Raw genomic sequence first — 21,672 nt, forward strand, 5'->3', positions numbered from 1 at the left:
TGCACGACCAGGTCGTAGTCCGCTAACCTCTTTTTCCGTGAGCTCGCAGTTCGGTGATGATGTCGGCGAGCGCTTCCAGGACCTCCGGGCTGTGGCTGACCCAGCCGCCGGTCTGATGGCCGACGGGCCCCTCCCCATAGTCATGGATCAGGGCGGTGCGGGAGTCGAAGAGCAGGAAGTCGAAGTACGATTCGACCGGGGATGACGGAACAATGAATTCGATGTTCTCGCCGAGTCGACTGCGAATTTCGTAGTTGATCATTTCATACCGCAGGTAGTCGGTGAGCGGGTAGGAGAGCAGCCGTATCCGGGAGAAGCTCAGGTTTCGGGCCGCCACTTCGTCGTACAGCGGCTGATCATCTTTCGCCTCTTCCTGCAGGAGCCGACGTGCCAGCGGGACATCCCCCTGCTGGAAGGCGACCTGTGAGCGAACACCTTCGGCCTCCTTGTAAGACTGCCAGCACTCGACCTTCACGAACCGATGTTCCAGTTGTCGCCATGCGTCACGGAAGGCTCTTCCGAATCCATCGAGCGTGAGGCGTCGGCTCTTTTGCAAAATCCACGTGGGAGGCTGATGTCTCACTCGTCTGGAATGTCTTTCTTGGCGGCAATCAGCGTTGCGCGAGTAATCTGAACGATCCGCTCATTCGGTGCGCACATGGCGTCCTCCAGAGGAGTGCGTCCGAGCTGGTCGGTAATGTCCACTCCGATCACGGCGAACGTGCCGTCATCCAGCGCAAGGATATCTGGGGAGCCGCTTACCGAAGTCGTGTCGCCACGGAGAGTGGGGGGTGTACCGAGGCGAGTGATCGCTTTCATGGAGATCTCCAGCGGAGGGGCGAGTGGTACAGGGTGAACTGTTCCCTGAAGTCCGGCCTGGGCACGGCCGAGACCACTATCGGCCGCGTCTATCACAGCGCTGGCTCATCGCGCCTTGCGCTCCGGTGACTCAACGCACAGGTGTCGCCACACGGTGCGGTTGCTGTGGCTGGGCTCAAAGCTCGGGTTGGCGAAGTCCGCGCGGAGTGTCGTAGGAGACTGAGACACTAGTGCGGCGTCGCCGGCCTGGTGACGTGCTGTGACCTGGAGTTGATCGGGACCGAGGAGACCTCCCCGTGGCGAGACTGACCCTGCCGCAGTTGGAACGACACCTGTTCGGGGCAGCCGACATCCTCCGGGGCAAGATGGACGCCTCGGAGTTCAAGGAGTACATCTTCGGGATGCTCTTCTTGAAGCGGGCATCGGACGAGTTCGACGCCGTTCGCCAGCGCCTCAAGGCCGAGCAGATCAAGGCAGGCCGCTCCGAGGAGGAGGCCGAGGCCGCCACCAAGGCCCCATGGGCCTACCGGGGCAAGAGCTTCTTCGTCCCCGAAGAGGCCAGCTGGCAGTACATCAAGGACAACTCGCGAGCCGGAGGCGTCGGCAGCCTGCTGAACAAGGCCCTGGACGCGCTGGAGAAGGCCAACACCGGTGCGCTCGAAGGCGTCCTCGAACATATCGACTTCACACGCAAGGTCGGCCAGTCGACCATCCCGAACAAGCGGCTCCAAAGCCTCGTCGATCACTTCGACCGGTACCGACTCCGCAACGAGGACTTCGAGTTCCCCGACCTGCTCGGCGCGGCCTACGAGTACCTGATCGGTCAGTTCGCCGACTCGGCCGGCAAGAAGGGCGGCGAGTTCTACACGCCTCGCGGCGTCGTCCGGATGATGGTCCGCCTCGTCAAGCCAGGCCCCGACATGCGCATCTACGACCCCTGCGCGGGCTCGGGTGGCATGCTCCTCCACGCCAAGGAGTACGTCGAGGAGCACGGCCACGACGCCCGCACCCTGACACTCGCCGGGCAGGAGTACAACGGCGGGACGTGGGCCATCTCCAAGATGAACATGATCCTGCACGGTGTGCTCAACGCGGACTTGCAGAACGACGACACCCTCGCCAACCCCCTCCACAAGGAGGCCGGCGAGCTGATGCGCTTCGACCGCGTGCTCACCAACCCGCCGTTCTCGCTGAACTACAGCAAGTCAGGCATGGAGCACCCGGAGCGCTTCAAGTACGGCTTCGCGCCCGAGACCGGCAAGAAGGCGGACCTGATGTTCGCCCAGCACGTGCTCGCGGTCCTGATGCCGGACGGCATCGGCGCCACCGTCATGCCCCACGGCGTTCTCTTTCGGGGCGGCAAGGAGAAGGAGATCCGCGAGGGCATCATCAGGGACGACCGACTTGAAGCGGTCATTGGCCTGCCCGCGAACCTCTTCTACGGCACCGGCATCCCGGCCTGCGTCCTCGTCCTGCGAGGCAGCGCCCGACGCCCCGAGGAGCGTCGGGGCAAGGTTCTCTTCATCAACGCCGACCGCGAGTACAGCGCCGGCCGTGCCCAGAACTACCTGGAGCCCGAGCACATAGAGAAGATCGTCTCCGCTTTCGAGGAGTACCGCGACATCCCAGGCTTCGCCCGCGTCGTGGACATCTCCGAACTTCGCGAGAACGACTTCAACCTCAACATCCGCCGGTATGTGGACAACACCCCGCCGCCCGAGCCACAGGACGTCCGTGCCCACCTTCACGGCGGTGTCCCGAAGAAGGAAGTAGCGGCCAAGGCCCACCTCTTCCAAGCCTTTGGCATCGACCCAAGTTCCCTGTTCGCGGAGCGGGACGCCGACTACTACGATTTCCTTCCCGAGGGCTGGGTACGCACGGCCGAGCGCATCCCCGAGTTGGCCAAGCCCGCCGAGAAGCGGCTGTACGACGCGTTTGATGACTGGTGGAGCCGCCACAGCAAGCGCCTGACCGAACTGCCCGAGTCCCACGCGGTAATGGACGCCCGCCGCGAACTCCTCGACTCCTTCGTCGCCGAACTCGAACCTCTCGGTCTACTCGACCGCTACGAGTTGGCCGGCGTAATCGCCGCCTGGTGGGGCGAGAATAGGCACGATATTCAAACGCTCTCCGTTCACGGCTTTGCAGGAGTGGTCGAAGGATGGTTGACCACCATCACGACCGCGTTTGAGTTGGATGAAGAGCATGTTCCTTATTGGGATAAGCAAAAGATAGCAGCCGAGAAGCGTAAGGCGCGCGCACACCGAGTCGTCCCAGCTCTGATTCCGGACTATCTCATGGAAATAGAGCGGGCGGAATCAAAGTACGCTGAGATCAGCGCTAAGTACAAGTCCTTTACCGCAAAGCTCGGCGATGAGGACGAGGACGCTGGCCTTTTTAACGAACCCATGTATAAGGTCGACGTGAAGCGCCTCAAAGACGAAGCAACTAAGGCTCGGCGCAACCTCGCGGCAGTGGAGGGTGCATTTATTGTACGCCTAACTTCCGGAATTGGGAGACTGGATGACAAGGCTCGTGTTGAACTTGTCCTCGATGTCATCAAACGTGCACTTTCGGCGGGCCTAAGCTCTCGTCTTGCATTGGCGCGTCAAAGGATGGAGGAAGTATATCTAAAATTGGGTGATAAGTATGCGGTGACCTTTCGTGCTTTGGAGAGTCGGCGTGGTATGGCAGCTGCACGCTTGCAGGATCAACTGAAGGAGCTTGGCTATGAGTAGTCCGCTCAAAGGTATTCCACTCAGCCATCTCGTTGAGGTCAATCCGAAAGATTTTCCTGCGTGCAACCCCGTGCCTTATGTTGGTATGGAAGACGTATCTGAAGATGGCCGCCTTCTGCGTATCGGGCCTAGGGATCGAGGTGCCATTTCTCCCGGCCAGCCCACATTCAGTGACGGTGACATTCTATTCGCAAAGATAACCCCCTGTATGGAGAATGGGAAGGGTGCCTTGGTGTCGGGTCTTGGGGGGCGAGTTGCGCAGGGAAGTACGGAGTTCCATGTTTTGAGGGCACGCCGCGGCGCACACCCAAATTTTGTATACCAGTGGACGCGAACACCGCTGCTGCGCCGTGCGGCAGCAGCCATGATGACCGGATCTGCTGGACAGCGAAGGGTTCCTTCGGAATTCTTTGCAAAGTTTGAGGTGCCGGGGTTCTCTCTCGAAGAGCAGCGGCGGATCGCGGAGATTCTCGATGCTCTCGACGCTCGAATTCGATGTCAAGATCAATTGATCGCCAAGCTCGTTGCAGTTCAGCAAGGGCTGGAGTCCTCCCTGCTTGATATGCCAGATATACCTTCTGAGTCGCTGGCCAACTACTTGGCCTCTTCGCCCAAAAATGGTTACTCGCCAAAAGAGGTTGATGAGTGGACCGGGATGGTCGCTCTTGGGTTGGGTTGCTTGACGGCAAATGGATTTCAGCCTAGGCAGCTTAAGAACGTTCCGTCTGGCGATTCCAGAAATGTAGGAGCGGTTCTCCGGGACGGTGACCTGCTGATGAGCCGCGCCAACACTCGTGAGCTTGTGGGGTTGGTCGGCATATACAAGGACGTCGGCCACGATTGTATTTACCCTGATCTGATGATGCGTCTGACGCCGACTAAGCGCTGTCGCGTCGGATATTTGGAGCTAGTTCTTCGGAGTTCCGCTGTGCGACGTCAGATTCAAGGTATGGCACAGGGCACTTCGGAAAGTATGGTTAAAATTAGCTCGTCAATCGTACAAGATTTGAAAGTGCAGATACCGGACTTGGCGGTGCAAGACCGGATTTTGGAAGTTGTTGATGCCGCTCGTGCTCGTAGAGACGCCGAGGAGGCGGTGCGTGATGGCTTGCTGCGTCTCAAAGCCGGGCTGGCGGAGGATCTTCTTACCGGGCGGGTGCGGGTGCCGGAGGCGGAGGCTGTGGTGGAGAGTCTCTGACCCTGCCGTAGTGGCGTGGTTCGTCCTAGGCTGTGGGGGCGGGTGTTCGGGGGGCCGAGCGATGATCTCCTTTTCGGGATGGGAGTGGCGTCGTGGTGGATTGGGAGTACACGCTGGTCGAGCGTCCTCTCATCGAGCAGCTCAAGGGGATGGGCTGGGAGCATCTCCAAGGGGCGCCGCCGGAAGCGGTGATGCCGCTCGATCCCTACGACTCCGGCCGGGCGGGCTTCGACGAAGTCTTCCTCGAAGACCGGTTGCGGGACGCTGTTCACCGCATCAACCTCGACCCGGACGGCCGTCCCTGGCTGGATGACGACCGCATCGACCAGGCCGTCAGCGAACTGACGCGCATCCCCGCGTCCGGTCATCTCATCGAGGCGAACCAGGCCGCGACGAAACTGCTCCTCGAAGGCACCGTCGTGGACGGGGTGGCCGGCTGGGAAGGCGGCAAGAGCCGTTCAATCCACTACATCGACTGGCGGAACCCCGAGAACAACGACTTCACGGTCGTGAACCAGTTCCGCGTGGACGTGCCCGGCAACGACGGCCACCCGATCATCCCGGACGTGGTGCTGTTCGTGAACGGCATCCCGCTCGTCGTCCTGGAGGCGAAGAAGCCGCAGACGAGCAGCCTGATGACCGCCGCCGGGCAGATACTCCGCTACTCCGAGCAGGTGAAGGGCGACGTCCGGCTGGGAAACCAACGCCTCTTCCACACCGTCCAGCTCACCGCCGTCAGCAGTGGAGAGGACGCGAAACTCGGCACGGTCACCGCCCGCTACGAGCACTACGTGCCGTGGCGTGACCCGTATCCGCTGACACGGGAGGAACTGGGCGACCGCCTCGGTAAGAAACCCGAGGCGGTGAGCAAGCAGGAGATCCTCGCGGCCGTCCTGTTCGACAAGGCGCGGCTGCTGGACATCGTCCACAACTATGTGACGTTCCTGGTCACCGACGACGGCAAGACCATCAAGGCCGCGCCCCGCTACCAGCAGTTCCGGGCCGTGGACCGGGCCGTTCACCGGCTGCGCACCGGCAAAACCAAGCAGCAGGACGGGGAGCGGGACAGGCGCGGCGGGATCGTCTGGCACACGCAGGGGTCCGGCAAGAGCCTGACCATGACCTTCCTGGTCCGCAAACTCCGCGCGAGCGACGACCTCAAACACTTCAAGGTCGTCGTCGTCACCGACCGCACCCAGCTCCAAGACCAGCTCAGCGAGACCATGGAGCTGAGCGGCGAGACCGTGGACGTCGCGAAATCCACGGCGCGGGCGCGGAGCATTCTCGGCAAGCACGGGCCGGGCCTGGTGTTCGTGATGATCCAGAAGCAGCGGGACGACGCTTCATCCGAGCCGGGAATGTCCGTTGACGCCCCGCTCGGGGAGGTCAACGCGGACGAGTCGATCGTCGTCCTCGTGGACGAGGCGCACCGGTCGCACACCGCCTCCCTCGGCGCGAACCTCCAGATCGCCCTGCCGAACGCGGCCCGGATCGGGTTCACCGGGACACCGATCATGACGAAGAAGGGCCGGCGCAGGACGACCCTGGAACTGTTCGGCGAATTCATCGACATGTACCGGCTGAAGGACGCCGAAGAGGACGGTGTGATCGTCCCGATCCTGTACGAGGGGCTGAGCGTGCGGGGCGCCGTCCAGGACGGCCGCGACCTGGACGAGGTCGTGGACGAGATGTTCGACGAACTCTCCCCGGAGGACCGCGACCAGCTGCAACGCCGCTACGCCACCAAGGCGAAGGTGTCGGCCGCCGAAAGGCTCGTCGCCGCGAAGGCCAAGCACATGCTCCGCCATTACGTCGAACGCGTCCTCCCCGAAGGCTTCAAAGCCCAGGTCGTCGCGCTGGACCGGGTCACCACCGTCCAATACCGGGACGCCCTGATGGCCGCGCGGGACGAACTCGTCACCGAGGTCGAGGGCCTGCCCGCGCGCATCCTGGAAAAGCCGCTGGACGAGCTGAAACCGCGCCAGGCGTACCTCGTCGGCGCACACCGCCACCTCGACCTGCTGAAACGCATGGAGTTCGTCCCGGTCATCTCCGAAGGCGACTCCGAGCACGAAGCCGAACTCGCCGAATGGACCGCGAAGGCGAAGCAGAAGACCCGCGTCGGCGACTTCCTCAAGCCGTTCAGCGAATCGAACGTCGGCTTCGTCATCGTCAACGCGATGCTGCTCACCGGCTTCGACGCCCCCATCGAGCAGGTCATGTACCTGGACCGCCGGCTCAAAGAGCACGACCTGCTCCAGGCCGTGGCCCGCGTCAACCGGACCGCCGACGGCAAGGAGTACGGCTACGTCGTCGACTACCAAGGCCTCGCGCAGAACCTCGTGGAAGCGCTGAAGATCTACGCGCACGACTCCTTCGGCGAGGACGACTTCGCCGACGTCGAGGAGGCGCTGAAAGACGCCAAGGCCGAGCTGGCGAAGCTGGAGCCGCGCCGCAACCGGGTCCGGATGATGTTCCGCGACCCCGACGACGTGGAGAGCTGCGTCGAGGAACTCGCCGACCCGGAACTGCGGGACCGGTTCAACGCCGACTTCGCGCTGTTCGCCAAGACCTACAACGCCGTCCTGCCCGACCCGGCCGTGAAACCGTTCGAGGCCGACCTCAAACGCTTCACCGTCGTCAAGATCACCGCGACGCGGCGGTACCGGGTGGACGACGGCGAGTTCGACCCCGCCGCGTACGGCGGACGCATCCGGCACCTCATCGACGAGCACGTCACGTCCCTCGGCATCGAGCAGAAGCTCCCGCCGGTCGCGCTGACCGCGCCCGACTTCACCGAAAAAGTCGAGGCGATGCCCGGCGGGGCGCGGGCCAAGGCGTCCGAGATGGAACACGCCATCCGGCACCACATCACCGTCAACAAGGCCAAGGACCCCGCCTACTACCAGCAGTTCAGCGAACGCCTGGAAGAAATCCTCCAGGAACTCAGGGAGGACTGGGACCAGCAGGTCCTCGCGCTCGAAGGGCTCATCACCGAACTGAAGGACGACGCCCCCGACAACCCGCACGGCCTCGGCCCGGTGGAGGGCGCGCTGTTCCGCCTCCTCAGCCAGGAATGCGACGACGCCGACCGCATCCCCGACCTGTTGGACGCCGCCCAGGACGTCTACCACCGCGCCGCCGAGGTCGTTCACCGCAGGGACTTCTGGCACCCCAGCAAGGAGACCGACCGGGAGGAGTTCCGCAGCGAAATCTGCGGCATCCTCTTCGACCGGCGGCTCGCGACGGCGCAGGACGTGGAGAAGCTCGCCGGCCGGCTGTTCGAAGTGATCAAGGCGAACCGGGAGCGGATACCGCGGCCGTGACCCGGGCGGCGTGTCCCGTGAGCTGCGCCGACAGGGTGGCCTGGCATCCTGGGCCCGTGAGCGATTTCCCGGGGATGCTGCGCGTCGGCGAGCTCGACGTGGCGGTGGCGGTCAGCGAACGCCGCCGCACCGTCCGGCTCACCGTGGAACGGGACGCCTCCGTCACCGCCGTCGTTCCGCCGTCCACCACCCGCGACGAACTCGCCAAGATGGTCGAGTCCAAACGCGCCTGGCTGTACGGGAAACTCGCGCAGCGCCGCGAACTCGGCGAGCCGCACCCGGAGCGGAGCATCGTCTCCGGGGAAGGCTTCCTCTACCTCGGCCGCTCCTACCGGCTCAAGATCGTGGAGGCGGGGACGCCGGTGAAGCTCGTCCGGGGGCGGCTGCTGCTCGGCGAAGGCGGCGGCGCGCGGGACCTCGTCCGCTGGTACCGGCGGGTCGGTGAAGCGTGGCTGACCAAACGCATCGAGCCGTGGGCGTCCCGGATGGGCGCCGAAGTGACCGGGCTGCGGGTCATGCCGCTCGGCTACCGCTGGGGGTCCTGCTCGTCCAGCGGCCACCTCAACATCCACTGGGCGACCATGCAGCTCCCGCCCACCCTCATCGACTACGTCCTCGTCCACGAACTGGCGCATCTGGAACGCCCCGACCACGGTCCGGAGTTCTGGCGGATCGTCGACCGCGCCATGACCGGCTACGAGGAACGCCGGGAACGGCTCCGCCGGTTCGGCCCCCAACTGTGGCTTCCCGACGAAGGGCGCTGACCCCCGCGGTAAGGCGACCGGCCACTGCAAGACACTGAAGGCCGATGGCGGGCGCAGTACTCTCGGCCACGTGACCACACCGGCCCCCATCGTCCTCAACGACCGCTACACCCTCGACCGCGCGCCGCTCGGACGCGGCGGCATGGGAGAGGTGTGGGGCGGGCACGACACCGTGCTCGACCGGCGGGTTGCGGTGAAGCTCATCCGGCTGACGGACGTTCCCGACGACCTCGCCGAACTGGAGAAGCGGTTCCTGCGGGAGGCGCGCGTCATGGCCCGGCTCGGCCACCCCGGCGCCCCCGCGATCCACGATGCGGGCGTCGGCGAGGGCGCGTCCCAGACCCGGCGCATGTTCATCGTCATGGAGTACGTGGACGGCATCCGGCTGGACGACGTCATCGCCGAGACCGAGTCGCTGCCCCTTGGTTGGGTCGCGGCGGTCGGCGCGCAGGTCGCCGCGGTGCTGGCCGCCGCACACGGGAAAGGCGTGCTGCACCGCGACCTGAAGCCGAGCAACCTCATCCTGTGCCCGGACGGTGCGGTCAAGGTCATCGACTTCGGGCTGGCGCTCCTGCACGACCCGGAGGTCACCAGGCTGACCCGCAGCGGCGCGATCATCGGAACCGCCCTGTACATGCCGCCGGAGCAGGTCCGCTCCGAGACCGCCACCGGGCGCAGCGACCTGTACGCCCTGGGCTGCGTCCTGTACGAGATGATCACGGGTCGGCCGCCGTTCGTCGGGGACACCGAGTACGCCGTCCTGGAGCAGCAGGTCAACGCGCGTCCGATCCCGGTCGGGAAGCTCCGGCCGGACGTTCCGGGCGACCTGGCCGACCTGGTCGCCGAACTGCTCGCCAAGGACCCGGCGAAGCGACCCGAGGACGCCGCCGCCGTGTACCGCCGGCTCGTCCCGCACGTGTCGGGCGCGCACCCGCTGCCGCACATGGCCGACCAGGAGGTGACCCCGCTGCGGATGTACGCCGACGTCCTCACCCGTGTCCTGCACCGGCCCGGGGGCCGGGCGGAGAGCGGCGGGCCGCATGCGAGCACGGCGGAGATGAGCCGCGTGCGCCGGGAGGCGACGGCGCTGGCCCGGGACGGGCGGCACGCCGACGCGGCGCGTGTGCTGGAGGCGGTCGTCGAACCGGACGGCCGTCCCCTCGCCGTGGACGACCCCGAAGCCGTCAAGCTGCGGCTGCTCTACGCCAACGTGCTCGCCGGCGGCGGCGACCACGGCAGGGCCGCCGGGGTCTTCATGCGGCTCGGCGACGACCTCGCCGCACGGTTCGGGGTGGAGGACGAGCGGGTCGTCCAGTGCCGCCTCGGCGAAGCCGACTGCGACCGGGCGCGCGGCGACGACAGGCTCGCGTTGCGGCTGCTGCGGGGGCTGCTCGCAGAACAGCTCGACGTACGGCCGGCGGACGATCCCCGCGTCCTGGAGCTGCGGCGCCGCGTCGGGGAGCTGGAGGCCGAGGTCGGCGAGCACGCGGCGGCGCGGCGGACGCTGGCCGACCTGCATGACGACCTGAGCCGCGACGCCGGCCCGGACCACCCGTCGGCGATCCGGGTCAGGGACAGGCTGGAGCGACTCGGCCCCTGACCGTCCTCACCGCTCTCACGCCAAGGGGGGCGGGCGGTGGAGTAGAGGTGGATCAGGGCTTCGGTGGGGGCTGTCTTCGCGCTCGCCCACGGCGAGGTAGACGTCGATGGCCTCGCGGTCGGCGGTGGGGGCGCGGATGCCGTCCAAGAGGAGGTCTGGTGGGTTGCGACGGACGTTCTAGCGGTTGGCAGGGGAGCCGCAGCATTTGTTGTACTTGCGGCCTGAGTCGCACCAGCAGGGGTCGTTGCGTTCCGGGGGCCAGTCGAGGGTGGGGGCGCCTTCGCGGATGCGGTCCATAAGGTGGTCGGCGCGGGTCTGCTCCTTCTGTCGCGGTCGTGCTCCTTCGCGTACTTGAGGAGGCCGTCCGCCATCGTCGGGAGGATGCGCAGTCTGGACGTGCCGAGTTCGCCGAGAGAGGCCCGCCAGCCGCGTTCGACGTCGCGGAGGTAGCCGTACGCGTCGGTGGTGGCCGTGCCATGGACGAGGCCCCGGCGAAGGCGTGTTCGACGTCCGTGCGGACGAAGAACGAGCCCGCTTTCGGCTCGGGCGGCCCCGCGGCCTTTCTGAAGAGTCCGCTGATCTCGGCTTGCTCGTCCTCGGTGTGCAGGTCGAGTGTGTCGGGCGGGAGGCCGAGCGCCTGGCGGACGCGCTTTCGTCCCCGCGGCTCAGGCCGGACGAAAAGCTTGGCCTCGAGCGTGTAAGCGTCGATGCCGTCAGGGGGCCAGGTCGGTGAGGAGACCGGTGAGGACCTGCTCCTCCTCTACGCGGACGGCGCGGTCCTTCATCGCGGTGGCCAGGGACGGGTCCCAGGGGGTCGGCACGGGACGGCCCGTCAGGGGCGTGTCCGAGGTCGCCTTGAGGTAGGCGGGCGCGTCGTAGCGCCACGGGCGCCAGCCGATGCGGGCGTGGACGGCGGCGGCGATCGCGGCGCCGCCCCAGTCGAAGTCGCCGTGGTAGGCGAACTCCGCGCCGCCTTCGGTGAGGAGTTCCAGGAGGCGCCAGACCGCCGTTGACGGACGGCCGTTGCAGCATACGAGCGGCGGGCAGGCGGAACCCAGCGCGTCGGCCGCGGCGGCCACCACCACCGGGTTCTCGCAGACGCGGACGAGACCGGCCTTCAAGGCCGTGTGGCGGCGCAGTTGGCGGAGGGTGAGCGACACCGGTTCGCCCCGCATGGCGGCGAGCATGCGCCCCAAAGGGGTGTGCGCGTCGCCGGGCAGGCCCAGGCACAGGACGGTGGAGGAGAGTTCGTCCATGTGCACCCCCACGGACGCCCAGGTCTCACGGCGGGACTCGGCGCCGCCGTCCGCGCGGAACGGCAGGCCGGTGAGGGCCCGGGCCGACGAGAGGGCCAGGGTGGCGAGCGGGCCGTCGTCCAGCGCGTGGGCGTGCCCGCAGGTCTCGGCGGCGAACCGGCCGAGGGGCATGTCGGGGGACGGCAGGCGGCGCACCACGGCGGCGAGGCGGTGGAGCAGGTCCGCGGCTTCGGCGGGGCCGGACGTCAGCCGCCGGACGAGGCCGGTCGCGTCCAGCCAGGCGCGCCATTCGGCGAGTTCGGGGCGGGAGGCGAGGGTTTCGTCGAGCGGGGCGAAGGCCGAAGCCCACGCGGCGGCGATCGCTGCGTTCTCGCGGGTCAGGTCGCGGACGGGGCCGTCGAGGAGTTCGACGGCGGCGGCCAGGCCGTCCGGAGACGCGCCGCTGGCGCGCAGGACGCGGTCGACCTCGGGGAGCGGCACCGACAGCGACGTCCCGGTGCCGGCGCGGCGGCCGAGCAGCAGTTCGGCCGCGCGGCGTTCGGCCGGCGTGGCCCGCGCCAGAGTGACCTTGCCCGTGAGCGGAGAGCCGCGTTCCAGCCGGGAGCGGACGCGCTGCACGAGCCAGGCGGTGTCGGGCCCGCCGAGCAGGCGGCGGAGGCGGTCGGTGTCGGTCATTCGAAGATGTCCGCCTGCCCGGTCGCCGGTTCGGGGTCGGGCTCGTCGGCGCGGGTGCGTTCGCGGCCGTCCCAGCGCCATGGCGTCACCAGGACCGCGTCGATGCCGTCGCGGCGGGTCAGCTGGCAGATCGACAGGCCCGGCACCTGCGGGTAGCAGCCCCATTCGCGTTCGCTCGTCATGACCACGTCCATGTCGAAGGTGGCGAGCAGGCCCAGGCATTTGGCGCGTGAGTCGTCGTCCACGCCGGCGAACGCCTCGTCCAGGGCGACGAGACGGGGCGCGTAAGGGTTGCCGGCCGACTTGTAGTGCGCGGACGCGGCCGCGAAGAGCGGGACCGAGGCGGCCAGCACCCGTTCGCCGCCCGATGCGGGGCCGGTCGCGGGACGCCACTGCCCGTCCTGGAGCCGCTGGATCGTGAACGCGTGCCACGACCGGTAGTCCAGGGCGCGGGTGAGCTGCTCCGTCCAGCCGGCCGCCGGGTTGTCGGCGTGCTCGCGTGTGATCTGCTCCTGCAGGAACCGGCCGACGGCGGCGCGGTCGTCCACCGACCAGGCGTCGATGGTCTGGCGCAGCTTCTCCCGGACGCGGTCCAGGCCGTCGGGTGCGCCCTTCGCGGGCCTCCAGACGAGCCGCAGCCGCATCCCGGTCGACGTCGGGCGGGAGGCCAGCTCGGCGTTCATGTCCCGGACCTCGTCCTCGGCGGCGGCGATGAGCTCCTGGAGGGTGCCGGCGACCTCGTTCAGCAGGTGGTTCTCCAGGATCTCCCGCTCACGGGCCGACAGGAGGCGGGCGCGCTGCTCCGTCTCGGCGTCGAGGGCGTCCGCCAGCCCGGGAACGTCGCGGGTGCGGCCCTGGAACAGCACGTCCACGACCATGATCCCGCCGTAGACGGTGAGGCCGACCGAGTGCCCGTGCCGGGACATCGCGTCCGACAGCAGCTTGTGCTCTTCGGAGATCTTCCGCTGGACGCCCTCCCACGGGCCGTCGCCGTCGTCCACCTGGTCGAGTTCGGTGTTGACGGCGCGGGCCAGGAGGACGGCCGGGTTGGGCGCCCACTCCTCGGCCGGATCAGGTATGTCCAGTGCGGGCACGGCAACGGCGAGCAGGCCGGTCGCGGCGAACGCGCGGAACTCCGCCACCGCGCCGTCGCGGATCACGGCCGCTTCGGTGATCTGCTCGCGCAGCCGGTCGCGGGCCTCCCCGGCCTTGCCGCGTTCTGCGACCGCCGACCGCTCACGGTCGCGGGCCCGCGACTCGGCGCCCTCCCGGTCGGTGATGGCCCGCTTGACCTCCTCGAGCCGGCGGAACAGCTCGTCGACGGCGGCACCCGCCGTCTCGACCAGCGCCCGGTGCGCCTCGGCGGCGGCGTCGGCCTGCTCGCGCGCCTCCGCGGCCCGCTCCGCCGCCTCCGCCAGCCGTTCCCGGACGCGCGCCAGTTCTTCGGCCGCCTCCCGTGCCGCCTCCCGCGCCGCCAGCAGGGTCTGCGCGGCGGGCCACAGCTCGGCCAGTGCCATCCGGTAGCCGCCGACCGCCTCGCGCACCCGCGCCAGTTCCGGTTCGCCGCCGGGCAGGCCGACATCGGAGGCGAACTCGGCGGCCCGTTCCGCCGCCGCCGAGACCTCCTCGCGGCGCCGTGCCGCGGCCTCTTCCGCGCGTGTGCGCTCGCCGTCGAGCTCCCGCCGCCTGCGGTGCTCGCCGGCGAGCCGGACGTGGGCCTCGCGCAGCGCGGTGTCGCGGGGCACGGCCCGGTGTTCGGCGGTCAGCGTCTCCCGCCGCGCCGCCAGGCCGTCCAGCTCCGCGTCCAGCGCCGCGATCCGGGACCGGGTCTCGGTGAGGTCGGCGCGCAGCCGGGTGATCCGGGTGCGGCGGGCGGCCTCGCGGGCGCCCTCGCCGATGAAGTCGGCGCTGTCCTTGCGCCAGGAACCGCCGAGGACGCCGTTCGCCCACCGGCCGTCCACCGCGACCCACGTCCGCGTGCCCGGGCCGAGCCCCAGCCCCGCGAGGACGGCCCGCACCGCGTCGGCGGTGAGCGCGGCGGCCCCCGGGTCGGCGCGGTCGATCGCGGGGCGCAGCACCAGGGCGCACGAAGGCCCGTGCACGGCCTCCCCGGTCAGCAGGTAGGTGTCGTCCGCGCCGAGCAGCGCGCCGTCCGGCGTCACCCAGGCGTCGAGGATGCCGGACGCCTCCAGCGCGGCCTCCAGCCCGGCGCGGTGGTCGGCGGGCACGGTCTCGGCGAAGTCGACGACCTTCCACAGCGGCGCGCCCGGCCGCCCCTCCCGCGCGGCGGTGCGCGTGTGCGGGACGGGCGGGACGTCGTGCCCGCCCGCCTCCAGCCGCCCGATCTCCTCCAGCAGCGAGGTCTCGGCGGCGTGTTCGGCCCGCAGCCGGGATTCGGCGTCCGCGACCCGGCCGCCGAGCGCGGCCGTGGCCTCACGGGCGGCGTCGTCCACGGCGGTCGCCGCGGGATTGCGCCCGTCGGCGGTCTCCGCCCATTCCTCCAGCCCGGCCAGGACCGCGTCGGGGTCGTCCACCCGGATCTCGGTCAGCCCGGCCAGGTAGGTGACGTAGGCGTCCCGCAGGTCCGCCGCACCCGTCCGCGTCTCCGTTTCCGCCGCGGAGATCCGCTCGGCCGCGGCCTGCAGTTCGCCGACCAGGCGTTCCGCCTCGGCGGTTGCGGTCTCCAGCCGGGTCCGCGCGGCGGTGACCGCCGCCAGCAGCCGGTCGAGTTCGGCAAGGGCGCGGGACCGGTCGTCGGCCAGCGCGCCGGTCGCGCGGCGCGCGTCGGTCAGACCGTCCTCCCAGCCGTCCATGGCGGCCGCGTGCGCCGGACCGCATCCGGCGGCCGCCGCCAGCGTCACCGCACGGTCTCGGACGGCGCCGAAGCCCGACTCGGCCTCGTCCGCGCGCGACCGCGTCTTCTCCGCCCTGGCCTGCTTGCGCGCCGCCTCGCCGGACAGATCGTCGCGGTCGCGTTCCTGCGTTTTCGCGTGCGCGTCGCGGCGGCGGGCCTCCTCGCCCATCTGATCGATGCGTTCGGCGTCGCGCATCTCCGGGCTGGTCTCCAGGGCCCGCCGGCGCGCCTCCAGCCGGGTCTTCTCCGCGGCCAGCCCGTCCAGCAGCCCCGCCACCTCGGCCAACTCGGCCTCGGCCGCGGCGAACCGCGTCTCCGCCTCGCCGAGATCCCGGTTGAGGTGCTCGTACCTGCTCTGCGTGAGGCGCGGACCGGCGGCCCTCCGCTTCGCGGCGATCCGGGCATACCGCGTGTAGTGCCTGAGGAAGCCGGTCGCCGCCTTGTGCGCCTCCTCCAGGGCGCGCAGCGCGTCCCGCTCCTCGTCCAGGCCCCGGAACGCCTCCGCCACCGTCGTGATCAGCGCGGGGCTGAGCGGCGGCAGCGCCTCCGTCAGCGCCCGCGACAGCAGCCGCTCGTCCGGCTTCTTCGACAGCTGCGGCTGCCGGAGCTGGATCAGCAGGTTGACCAGCGCCTCGTACCGGTGCTCGCCCAGCCCGAACAGCGCGTCGTCCACGGCCCGCCGGTAGTCCGACGCGCGGTCGTAGACGATGCCGCGGCCGTCGACCGCCTCGCGGAGCTTCTCCCGCGTCAGCGACACGCGGGTCTCCGAGACGAGGGAGAGATCGGCGCCGACCCGCTGCGGGGTGACGAAGAACCAGTGCCGGACGATGCCGCGGTCCTTCACCGCCTTCAGCCCGCAGCCGAGCGTCCGGTACTCCGGCGTCCCGTCCGGGTGGAGGCGGCCGAACTCCAGCCACGTGTAGCCGAGCCGCTCCGGATGCGGATGCTTCCCGCCGAGCAGCAGGTTCCACTCCATCCGCTTCTGCCGGTCGCCGTCCGGTTCGACCCGGTGCGGGGACAGCTCGCCGTCCAGCAGGAACGGCAACGTCAGCGCCAGCACCTTCGACTTGCCGGTGCCGTTGTTGCCGCGCAGCAGCAGCCGCCCGTCATGGAACCGGAACTCCTCGACGTCGTAGTAGAACATGTCGACCAGCCCGGCGCGCAGCGGCTTCCAGCGCTCGGACGTCGGCAGCGGCATGCCGCTCATCCCGCGGCCCTCCTCGTGCTCCCCGTGGGGGGACGACCCCCCACGGCTCCCGGCTCACGGACGGTCGGTTCCTCGACGGCATAGCGCGCGATCGCCGGACGCGCCCGGACCAGCCCGCCCGGCAGCACCTCCACCAGCCGCAGCGCCGCCAGCTTCCCGAGCGCGATGTCCAGCAGCTCCTCCTCCGCGCCCGGCTCGGTCACGCCCTTGCGCCAGAACGACTTGTGCCGCCCCGCCGCGTCCCGGACGAACGCCTCCAGCTCGTCCCGCCGGGCCTCCCCGCGTCCCGCCAGGTGCTCGGCGACCAGCAGCGTCACGTGCCCGTCGGTGCGCTGCTCCGGCATCCGCACGTCGGTCAGCTCGTCGTCCGGATCGACCATGGCGATGCCCTCCGCCCGCAGTTCGGGCACGAGACCGGCCGCCTCCTCGATCCGGCGGGTGATCGCGACGCGCTGGGAGACGAGGTAGCCGCGCTCCGCGTCGTCCAGGTCGTCGTAGTACACCACCGGGTCCTCCAGCAGCCGCCGCGTGAGGCGGCGCCGCAGCGCCCGGTTCCGCAGCTCGTCGGTGTCCGGGACGGGCTCGTCGGTCAACTCGGCGAGCCGCTCCTCGAAGTCCTCGGCGGCGACCGTGGACGGCCCCCGCACGCCGGCCGGCAGTGACGCGAGGACGACCCGGCGCACGTCGTACAGGACGTCCCCGGACGCCGACAGGTACGACTCCTCGTCGCCGGAGACCCGGCGCAGCACGCCCCAGCCGAGCAGCAGCCGCACCACCGCGACCAGGTCGGCGCGCTCCGCCCGGCTCTCCAGGGTGAACGGGAACGCCAGGTCGGGCTCGGCGGCGGCGTTCAGCACCTCCTCGGCGAGCCGGCCCAGCGTCGTCTGCGCGTCGGCGCGCTCCAGCACGGCCAGCGCCAGGCACAGCACCACATAGCGGCGCCGGCCGAACGCCTCCCCGGCCCTCCCGCGCGCCGGATGCGTCCCGTCGTCCAGGGTCGGCGCCGTCTTGAACAGGCGGGCGGTCTCGGCGTCCACATGCAGGCGCCAGCCCGTCTCCCGGCTCAGCCAGTCCCGCAGCTCCGCCTGGTACCGGCGGACGAGGACGAGATCCTCCGGATCGGACTCGAGCGTCAGCAGCGGCCGCTTCAGCAGCGCCCGCAGCGCCGACCGCGGCCCCGCGAGGTCGTCGATCACGCCCGGCCCCCGCTCACGTCGGTGATCTCGATGATGTGCTGGGGGCCGGTGAGCACACCGTCCTCGGTGGCGATCCGGACCTCGCCGCCATCGGGAACGAGCGACAGCCGCACCTCCATCGACCCGTCCCCGGTGATCGCCTTCACCTCGTTGTCGCCCGGCGACCGCGCCGCCAGTGCGTCCCCGAGCAGCGCCAGGAACAGCCGGAACGCCCGCGGGTCGAGCACGCCCAGTCCGGACAGCGGCACCGGGCCGGCGGTGCACAGCCGCGCCCGCGCCGCCGCCGTCTCGGCCGCCTCCCGGTCGGCGCGCTCGCGCAGCAGCCGGCGCAGCTCCGACCGGTCCTGAACGCGGTTGGGCTTGCCCCGGCGCTCGTACGAGCCGGTCCGGCGCAACTGCGGCGAGATCCGCACCGGCGGGGCGTCCGACCACGGCAGCCCCTGCGGGGACTCCTCCTCCCACGCCGCCACGGTCGCGGCGGTGACGGTCAGGTGGCGGGCGGACGTCAGCCCGAACGCCGCCCTCCACAGCCGGTGCCGCGCCTCCTCGTCCGGCGCGTCGGCGAACCAGCGGGCCAGCGTCCGGAAATCGGCGGACCGGTCCGACCGGCCCGAGCGGCGCTCGTTCAGCAGCCCCACCGTGTCGATCAGCTGCTTGATCGCCGTCACGGCCGACTGCCGCAGCAGCCGCGCCTGCGACGGGCGGGCCGTCCCGCCGGACACGAACCAGTCGCGCAGGCCCCGCCACCGGTTGCGCCACGACTCCAGCGCCGCGGCCTCCGCGCGGCCGAACGCCTCGGCGGCGTCCGCGCCCTCCGGCACCGCGTCGGACGCCTCCCGCCGCGCCGCCAGCGTCAGCAGCCGCTCATGCCCGCGCGACTCCACATCGTCCAGCAGCGCCGCGATCCGGGCGCCCGAGTTGGCGAGATCGGCGATGAACCGGTTGATGTAGTCGATGAGACGTTCCTTGTAGGCGATGAAGCCGTCGACGTCTCCGTCGGAGAAGTCGATCGCCCGGCGCAGCGACGCCATGAACGCCTGCGCGTTGTCGGCCAGCGAGGAGAACCGCTCGGCCAGCGCCAGCAGCAGCAGGTGGACCTTGGCCGGGTCGGGGTCGGGCTCGTCCGCGAGGGCCGCCAGGCCCGCGAGCCGGTCGGCGATGTCGGTGAGGGCCACGGACTGGAGCACGCCGCGGCGGCCGATCGCGTCCTCGTAGAACGCGATGGCCTGCTCGGCGGCGTGCCCGGCCGCGGTGAGCTGGAACAGGAACCGCTTGCGGTGGAAGTCCTCCACGGTGGTGACGCGGCCGGTGTCGGCGTCGGCCCGCAGGTTGCCCCACTCGACGAGCTTGCCGAGCGCCTGCGCCAGTTGCTCATCGCTTTCGAGGCGCAGCTCGGCCGCCACGTCCTCGGGGCGCAGATGGACGATGAACCGCTCCTTGGCGCGCGCGAACGCCAGCAGCACCTCCCGGTAGAGGGACGCGTTCGGCACGCTCAGATGGGCGAATGGCTGTGGTCCGTCCGGCCCCGAGTCCAGATCAATCACCACCTCATTGTGGGGGCCCCGCGAGGGGAGGCGCGCCGACTTGCGGACGCCCGTCCAGCTCCGGTCGGTCGAAGCCCCTCGGAAGTCAGCTGCACTGAGCCGCCCAAGGCTGCGCTCGCCCTTGCGAGACCCGGGACACCGCGAGTGCGCCGGGATGCGGGCGGCCTCTGGTGTACTAGGTCACGTACTCGGGAGGCGGTTCATGGTCAGCGATAACACCGACAGGCTGGCGGTGCTCATCGACGCCGACAACGCGCAGCCCAGCATCGTCGAAGCGCTGCTGGCGGAGGTCGCGAAGTACGGCACCGCCCACGTCAAGCGCGCCTACGGCGACTGGACCGGCACGAGCCTGCGGGGCTGGAAGGAGCATCTGCTCGACCAGTCGATCCAGCCCATCCAGCAGTTCGCCTACACCACCGGCAAGAACGCCACCGACGCGGCGATGGTCATCGACGCGATGGACCTGCTGTACTCCGACCGCTTCGACGGGTTCTGCATCGTCTCCAGCGACAGCGACTTCACCCGCCTGGCCGCGCGGATCCGCGAGTCCGGCCTGACCGTGTACGGGTTCGGTGAACGCAAGACGCCCAAGCCGTTCGTGGCGGCCTGCGACAAGTTCATCTACATCGAGAACCTCACCTACGACCAGGGCGCGGCCGCACCCGCGGCGACGCTCAAGCCCGCGCCCCCGACGTCGGCCGCGAAGCTCAAGCAGGACGCCGCACTCGTCAACCTCCTCCGCAACGCGGTGGAGGCGGCCTCCGACGAGGACGGCTGGGCTCCGCTGGCGTCCGTCGGCCACATCATCACCAAGCAGCGCCCCGAGTTCGACTCCCGCAACTACGGCTACGCCAAGCTCAGCGACCTGATCGCCGCGACGACGCTGTTCGTCATGGACCGCCGCAGCCCCGGCGACGGAAAGCCCCCGATCATCTACGTCCGCGACAAACGCCACCACGACAAGAAACCGACCGCGTAGCACCCGCTCGAAAGACGCCGATGCCGTTGGCGACGGCGCGCTCTCCGCCGTCCGCCGGGGTGTTGCGGACGGTCACCGATGCGGCGCCGGGGTCTCGGGTGACCAAGGTCGAGGAGCCGCCGCCGTCGAGGTTCACCGCGTCGTCGGCGCCCAGCTCGTCCAGCAGATCCGCCAGCTCGGCGAGGGTCAGGCCGCCGCTCCGCTCCGACCGGCCGTCCACCACGACGAGGAACAGGTGCCGCCCCCCGCGGCTCACCCCGGCCGCGGTGCGCGGTGCCGGTCCCTTGGGGCTCACGTCCAGCGGATCGCCGTCCCGCAGGATCGGGATTCCGCCCACCGCGAACCGGAAGCGGACGGACCCGGCGAAGCGGTAGGAGACCCGCACCCGGTCGCCGGGCCGCAGCCGGCGCAGCGCGTCGGCGCCCTCCTCTCTCCCGACCAGCACGGTCGTGCCCGCCGGGATCGCGCCCGCGCCCACCGCCTCGGACACGCCCGCGACCACGCCCCGCCGGACGGTCACCTCGGCCGTGTTCGTGCTGCACGGTGCGCTGCGCACCTTGTCCGTCCCGCACACCGCGCGCCGCCGCGACACCGCGCCCCACCGCGAATCGAACGCCCCAACGCCGCCGACCCGGATCGCGTACTGGTTGAGCCCGCGCAGCGCGATGGACCTCTTCCCAGACCGGACGACCCCGGCCAGCCGCAACCGCGCCACATGCCCGCGCCGATCGGCCCCTACCCCGATGACGCTCTCACCGGACGCACCGGGCGGCAGCGCGGGCCCGAACCGCTGCCCATCCGGCACCGCCCCCTTGAGCGGACGCCCTCCGACCACCTCCGCACCGGACGACGCCCCCGTCGGCGCAACCCCGTCATGCGTCTCGCTGGCGTTGAAGAAGTCACCGTTCACGCCCGCCACCGCCCCCTGCGCGTCCGCCATCTCCGACACCGTCCGGCGCGCGGCGACCACGGGCGGCCGCAACAGACCCACGAAGACCTTCGGGCTGCGCAGATCGACGTCCACCAGATCACCCGACACCCGCCCACGGCCCCCGAACGTCTCGAACGTCCGAAACCTCACCCCAGGCGCGATCCGCTCAGAGGAGGTGAACCGCACCTCCCCGCCCCCGGCGAAGGACGGCAGCCCCCACCCCCGCACATCCGTCCGCCCCCCGCCCCCGGCCTTGTCCGCCCCAGCCCCGTCCATTCCCGGCGGTGCCGCCGTCGCCGCGACCGCCGGCGCCGCGACCGCCGGCACGTGCCCGGCCAGAACCATCCCCGCAACGACCACCCCGGCCGCGACCCATCGCATCCGACGCCCTCTCAGCGACCCCCGACCCGCTGATCATGACGCGCCTCCACCCCCACACGTTGACTTGCGGCGTGTTGCCCAAAGAGCGCCCCGATAAGGGCAACACGCCGCAAGTCAACGGGAACGGGCTCGTCTTGTGGCAAGCCGCTTGCGTATGAGCCGGGGGAGGAGTCACTCCGTCCCAGCCGGCTCGCGGCTTGCCCG

At 69.9% G+C, this 21,672-nt stretch carries 14 protein-coding genes; 6 read left to right on the forward strand and 8 right to left on the reverse strand.

The window, feature by feature from the left end:
- Window positions 1–22: 22 nt before the first annotated feature.
- Together ABTW95_RS02245 and ABTW95_RS02250 are read right to left on the reverse strand one after the other, a co-directional pair.
- Window positions 23–475, reverse strand: a complete 453-nt coding sequence (locus tag ABTW95_RS02245) for a DUF6879 family protein (protein WP_500223738.1) — start codon at window positions 473–475, stop codon at window positions 23–25.
- A 104-nt stretch (window positions 476–579) separates the two neighbouring features.
- Window positions 580–819: a hypothetical protein gene (locus ABTW95_RS02250; RefSeq protein WP_500223740.1), complete on the reverse strand. Its 240-nt coding sequence runs from the start codon at window positions 817–819 to the stop codon at window positions 580–582.
- Window positions 820–1,115: 296 nt separating this feature from the next.
- Between ABTW95_RS02250 and ABTW95_RS02255 the strand changes: the two genes are divergently transcribed.
- The 5 genes from ABTW95_RS02255 to ABTW95_RS02275 all read left to right on the forward strand — a co-directional run bounded on the left by ABTW95_RS02255 (window position 1,116) and on the right by ABTW95_RS02275 (window position 10,445).
- Window positions 1,116–3,557: a type I restriction-modification system subunit M gene (locus ABTW95_RS02255; RefSeq protein ID WP_500223742.1), complete on the forward strand. Its 2,442-nt coding sequence runs from the start codon at window positions 1,116–1,118 to the stop codon at window positions 3,555–3,557.
- Entirely contained in the window at window positions 3,550–4,755 is a 1,206-nt protein-coding gene (locus ABTW95_RS02260) for a restriction endonuclease subunit S (RefSeq protein ID WP_500223744.1), read from the forward strand. Before ABTW95_RS02255 ends, ABTW95_RS02260 begins: the two co-directional genes overlap by 8 nt.
- Before the next feature lie 92 nt (window positions 4,756–4,847).
- On the forward strand, window positions 4,848–8,081 hold the full coding sequence (locus tag ABTW95_RS02265; protein WP_500223746.1) for a type I restriction endonuclease subunit R: 3,234 nt from the start codon (window positions 4,848–4,850) through the stop codon (window positions 8,079–8,081).
- A gap of 56 nt (window positions 8,082–8,137) precedes the next feature.
- Window positions 8,138–8,845, forward strand: a complete 708-nt coding sequence (locus tag ABTW95_RS02270; protein WP_500223748.1) for a M48 family metallopeptidase — start codon at window positions 8,138–8,140, stop codon at window positions 8,843–8,845.
- A gap of 70 nt (window positions 8,846–8,915) precedes the next feature.
- Entirely contained in the window at window positions 8,916–10,445 is a 1,530-nt protein-coding gene (locus tag ABTW95_RS02275) for a serine/threonine-protein kinase (RefSeq protein ID WP_500223750.1), read from the forward strand.
- 177 nt (window positions 10,446–10,622) lie between these two features.
- Here the strand turns inward: ABTW95_RS02275 and ABTW95_RS02280 are convergent, their stop codons facing one another.
- From ABTW95_RS02280 to ABTW95_RS02300, 5 genes are all read right to left on the reverse strand, one after another.
- On the reverse strand, window positions 10,623–10,742 hold the full coding sequence (locus ABTW95_RS02280; protein WP_396451764.1) for an SEC-C metal-binding domain-containing protein: 120 nt from the start codon (window positions 10,740–10,742) through the stop codon (window positions 10,623–10,625).
- Between the two features lie 416 nt (window positions 10,743–11,158).
- A complete protein-coding gene (locus tag ABTW95_RS02285) occupies window positions 11,159–12,376 on the reverse strand; it encodes a TIGR02679 family protein (RefSeq protein ID WP_396451766.1) in 1,218 nt (405 codons plus the stop codon).
- Window positions 12,373–16,437 carry a TIGR02680 family protein gene (locus ABTW95_RS02290; RefSeq protein ID WP_500223753.1) on the reverse strand — a complete coding sequence of 1,355 codons (4,065 nt, stop codon included), beginning with the start codon at window positions 16,435–16,437 and terminating at the stop codon, window positions 12,373–12,375. Before ABTW95_RS02290 ends, ABTW95_RS02285 begins: the two co-directional genes overlap by 4 nt.
- A complete protein-coding gene (locus ABTW95_RS02295; protein ID WP_396451770.1) occupies window positions 16,434–17,633 on the reverse strand; it encodes a TIGR02678 family protein in 1,200 nt (399 codons plus the stop codon). The genes ABTW95_RS02290 and ABTW95_RS02295 overlap by 4 nt, the downstream gene beginning before the upstream one ends.
- On the reverse strand, window positions 17,630–19,177 hold the full coding sequence (locus ABTW95_RS02300; RefSeq protein WP_500223756.1) for a TIGR02677 family protein: 1,548 nt from the start codon (window positions 19,175–19,177) through the stop codon (window positions 17,630–17,632). Before ABTW95_RS02300 ends, ABTW95_RS02295 begins: the two co-directional genes overlap by 4 nt.
- Window positions 19,178–19,379: 202 nt before the next feature.
- On the opposite strand from ABTW95_RS02300, the gene ABTW95_RS02305 reads away from it, so the two are divergent.
- Window positions 19,380–20,156, forward strand: a complete 777-nt coding sequence (locus ABTW95_RS02305) for an NYN domain-containing protein (RefSeq protein ID WP_396451773.1) — start codon at window positions 19,380–19,382, stop codon at window positions 20,154–20,156.
- Here the strand turns inward: ABTW95_RS02305 and ABTW95_RS02310 are convergent.
- A complete protein-coding gene (locus ABTW95_RS02310; protein ID WP_396455119.1) occupies window positions 20,107–21,180 on the reverse strand; it encodes a phosphodiester glycosidase family protein in 1,074 nt (357 codons plus the stop codon). The two genes, ABTW95_RS02305 and ABTW95_RS02310, sit on opposite strands and share 50 nt — an antisense overlap.
- Window positions 21,181–21,672 lie beyond the last annotated feature (492 nt).

The organism is Spirillospora sp. NPDC127506 (assembly GCF_040302145.1).
GTDB lineage: Bacteria > Actinomycetota > Actinomycetes > Streptosporangiales > Streptosporangiaceae > Spirillospora.

What these genes read in the sequence shown, in the direction of transcription:
- ABTW95_RS02250 (WP_500223740.1), bottom strand. Translation starts at nt 819, where the DNA reads ATGAAAGCGATCACTCGCCTCGGTACACCCCCCACTCTCCGTGGCGAC.
- ABTW95_RS02260 (WP_500223744.1), top strand. Translation starts at nt 3,550, where the DNA reads ATGAGTAGTCCGCTCAAAGGTATTCCACTCAGCCATCTCGTTGAGGTC.
- ABTW95_RS02280 (WP_396451764.1), bottom strand. Translation starts at nt 10,742, where the DNA reads ATGGACCGCATCCGCGAAGGCGCCCCCACCCTCGACTGGCCCCCGGAA.
- ABTW95_RS02285 (WP_396451766.1), bottom strand. Translation starts at nt 12,376, where the DNA reads ATGACCGACACCGACCGCCTCCGCCGCCTGCTCGGCGGGCCCGACACC.
- ABTW95_RS02290 (WP_500223753.1), bottom strand. Translation starts at nt 16,437, where the DNA reads ATGAGCGGCATGCCGCTGCCGACGTCCGAGCGCTGGAAGCCGCTGCGC.
- ABTW95_RS02305 (WP_396451773.1), top strand. Translation starts at nt 19,380, where the DNA reads ATGGTCAGCGATAACACCGACAGGCTGGCGGTGCTCATCGACGCCGAC.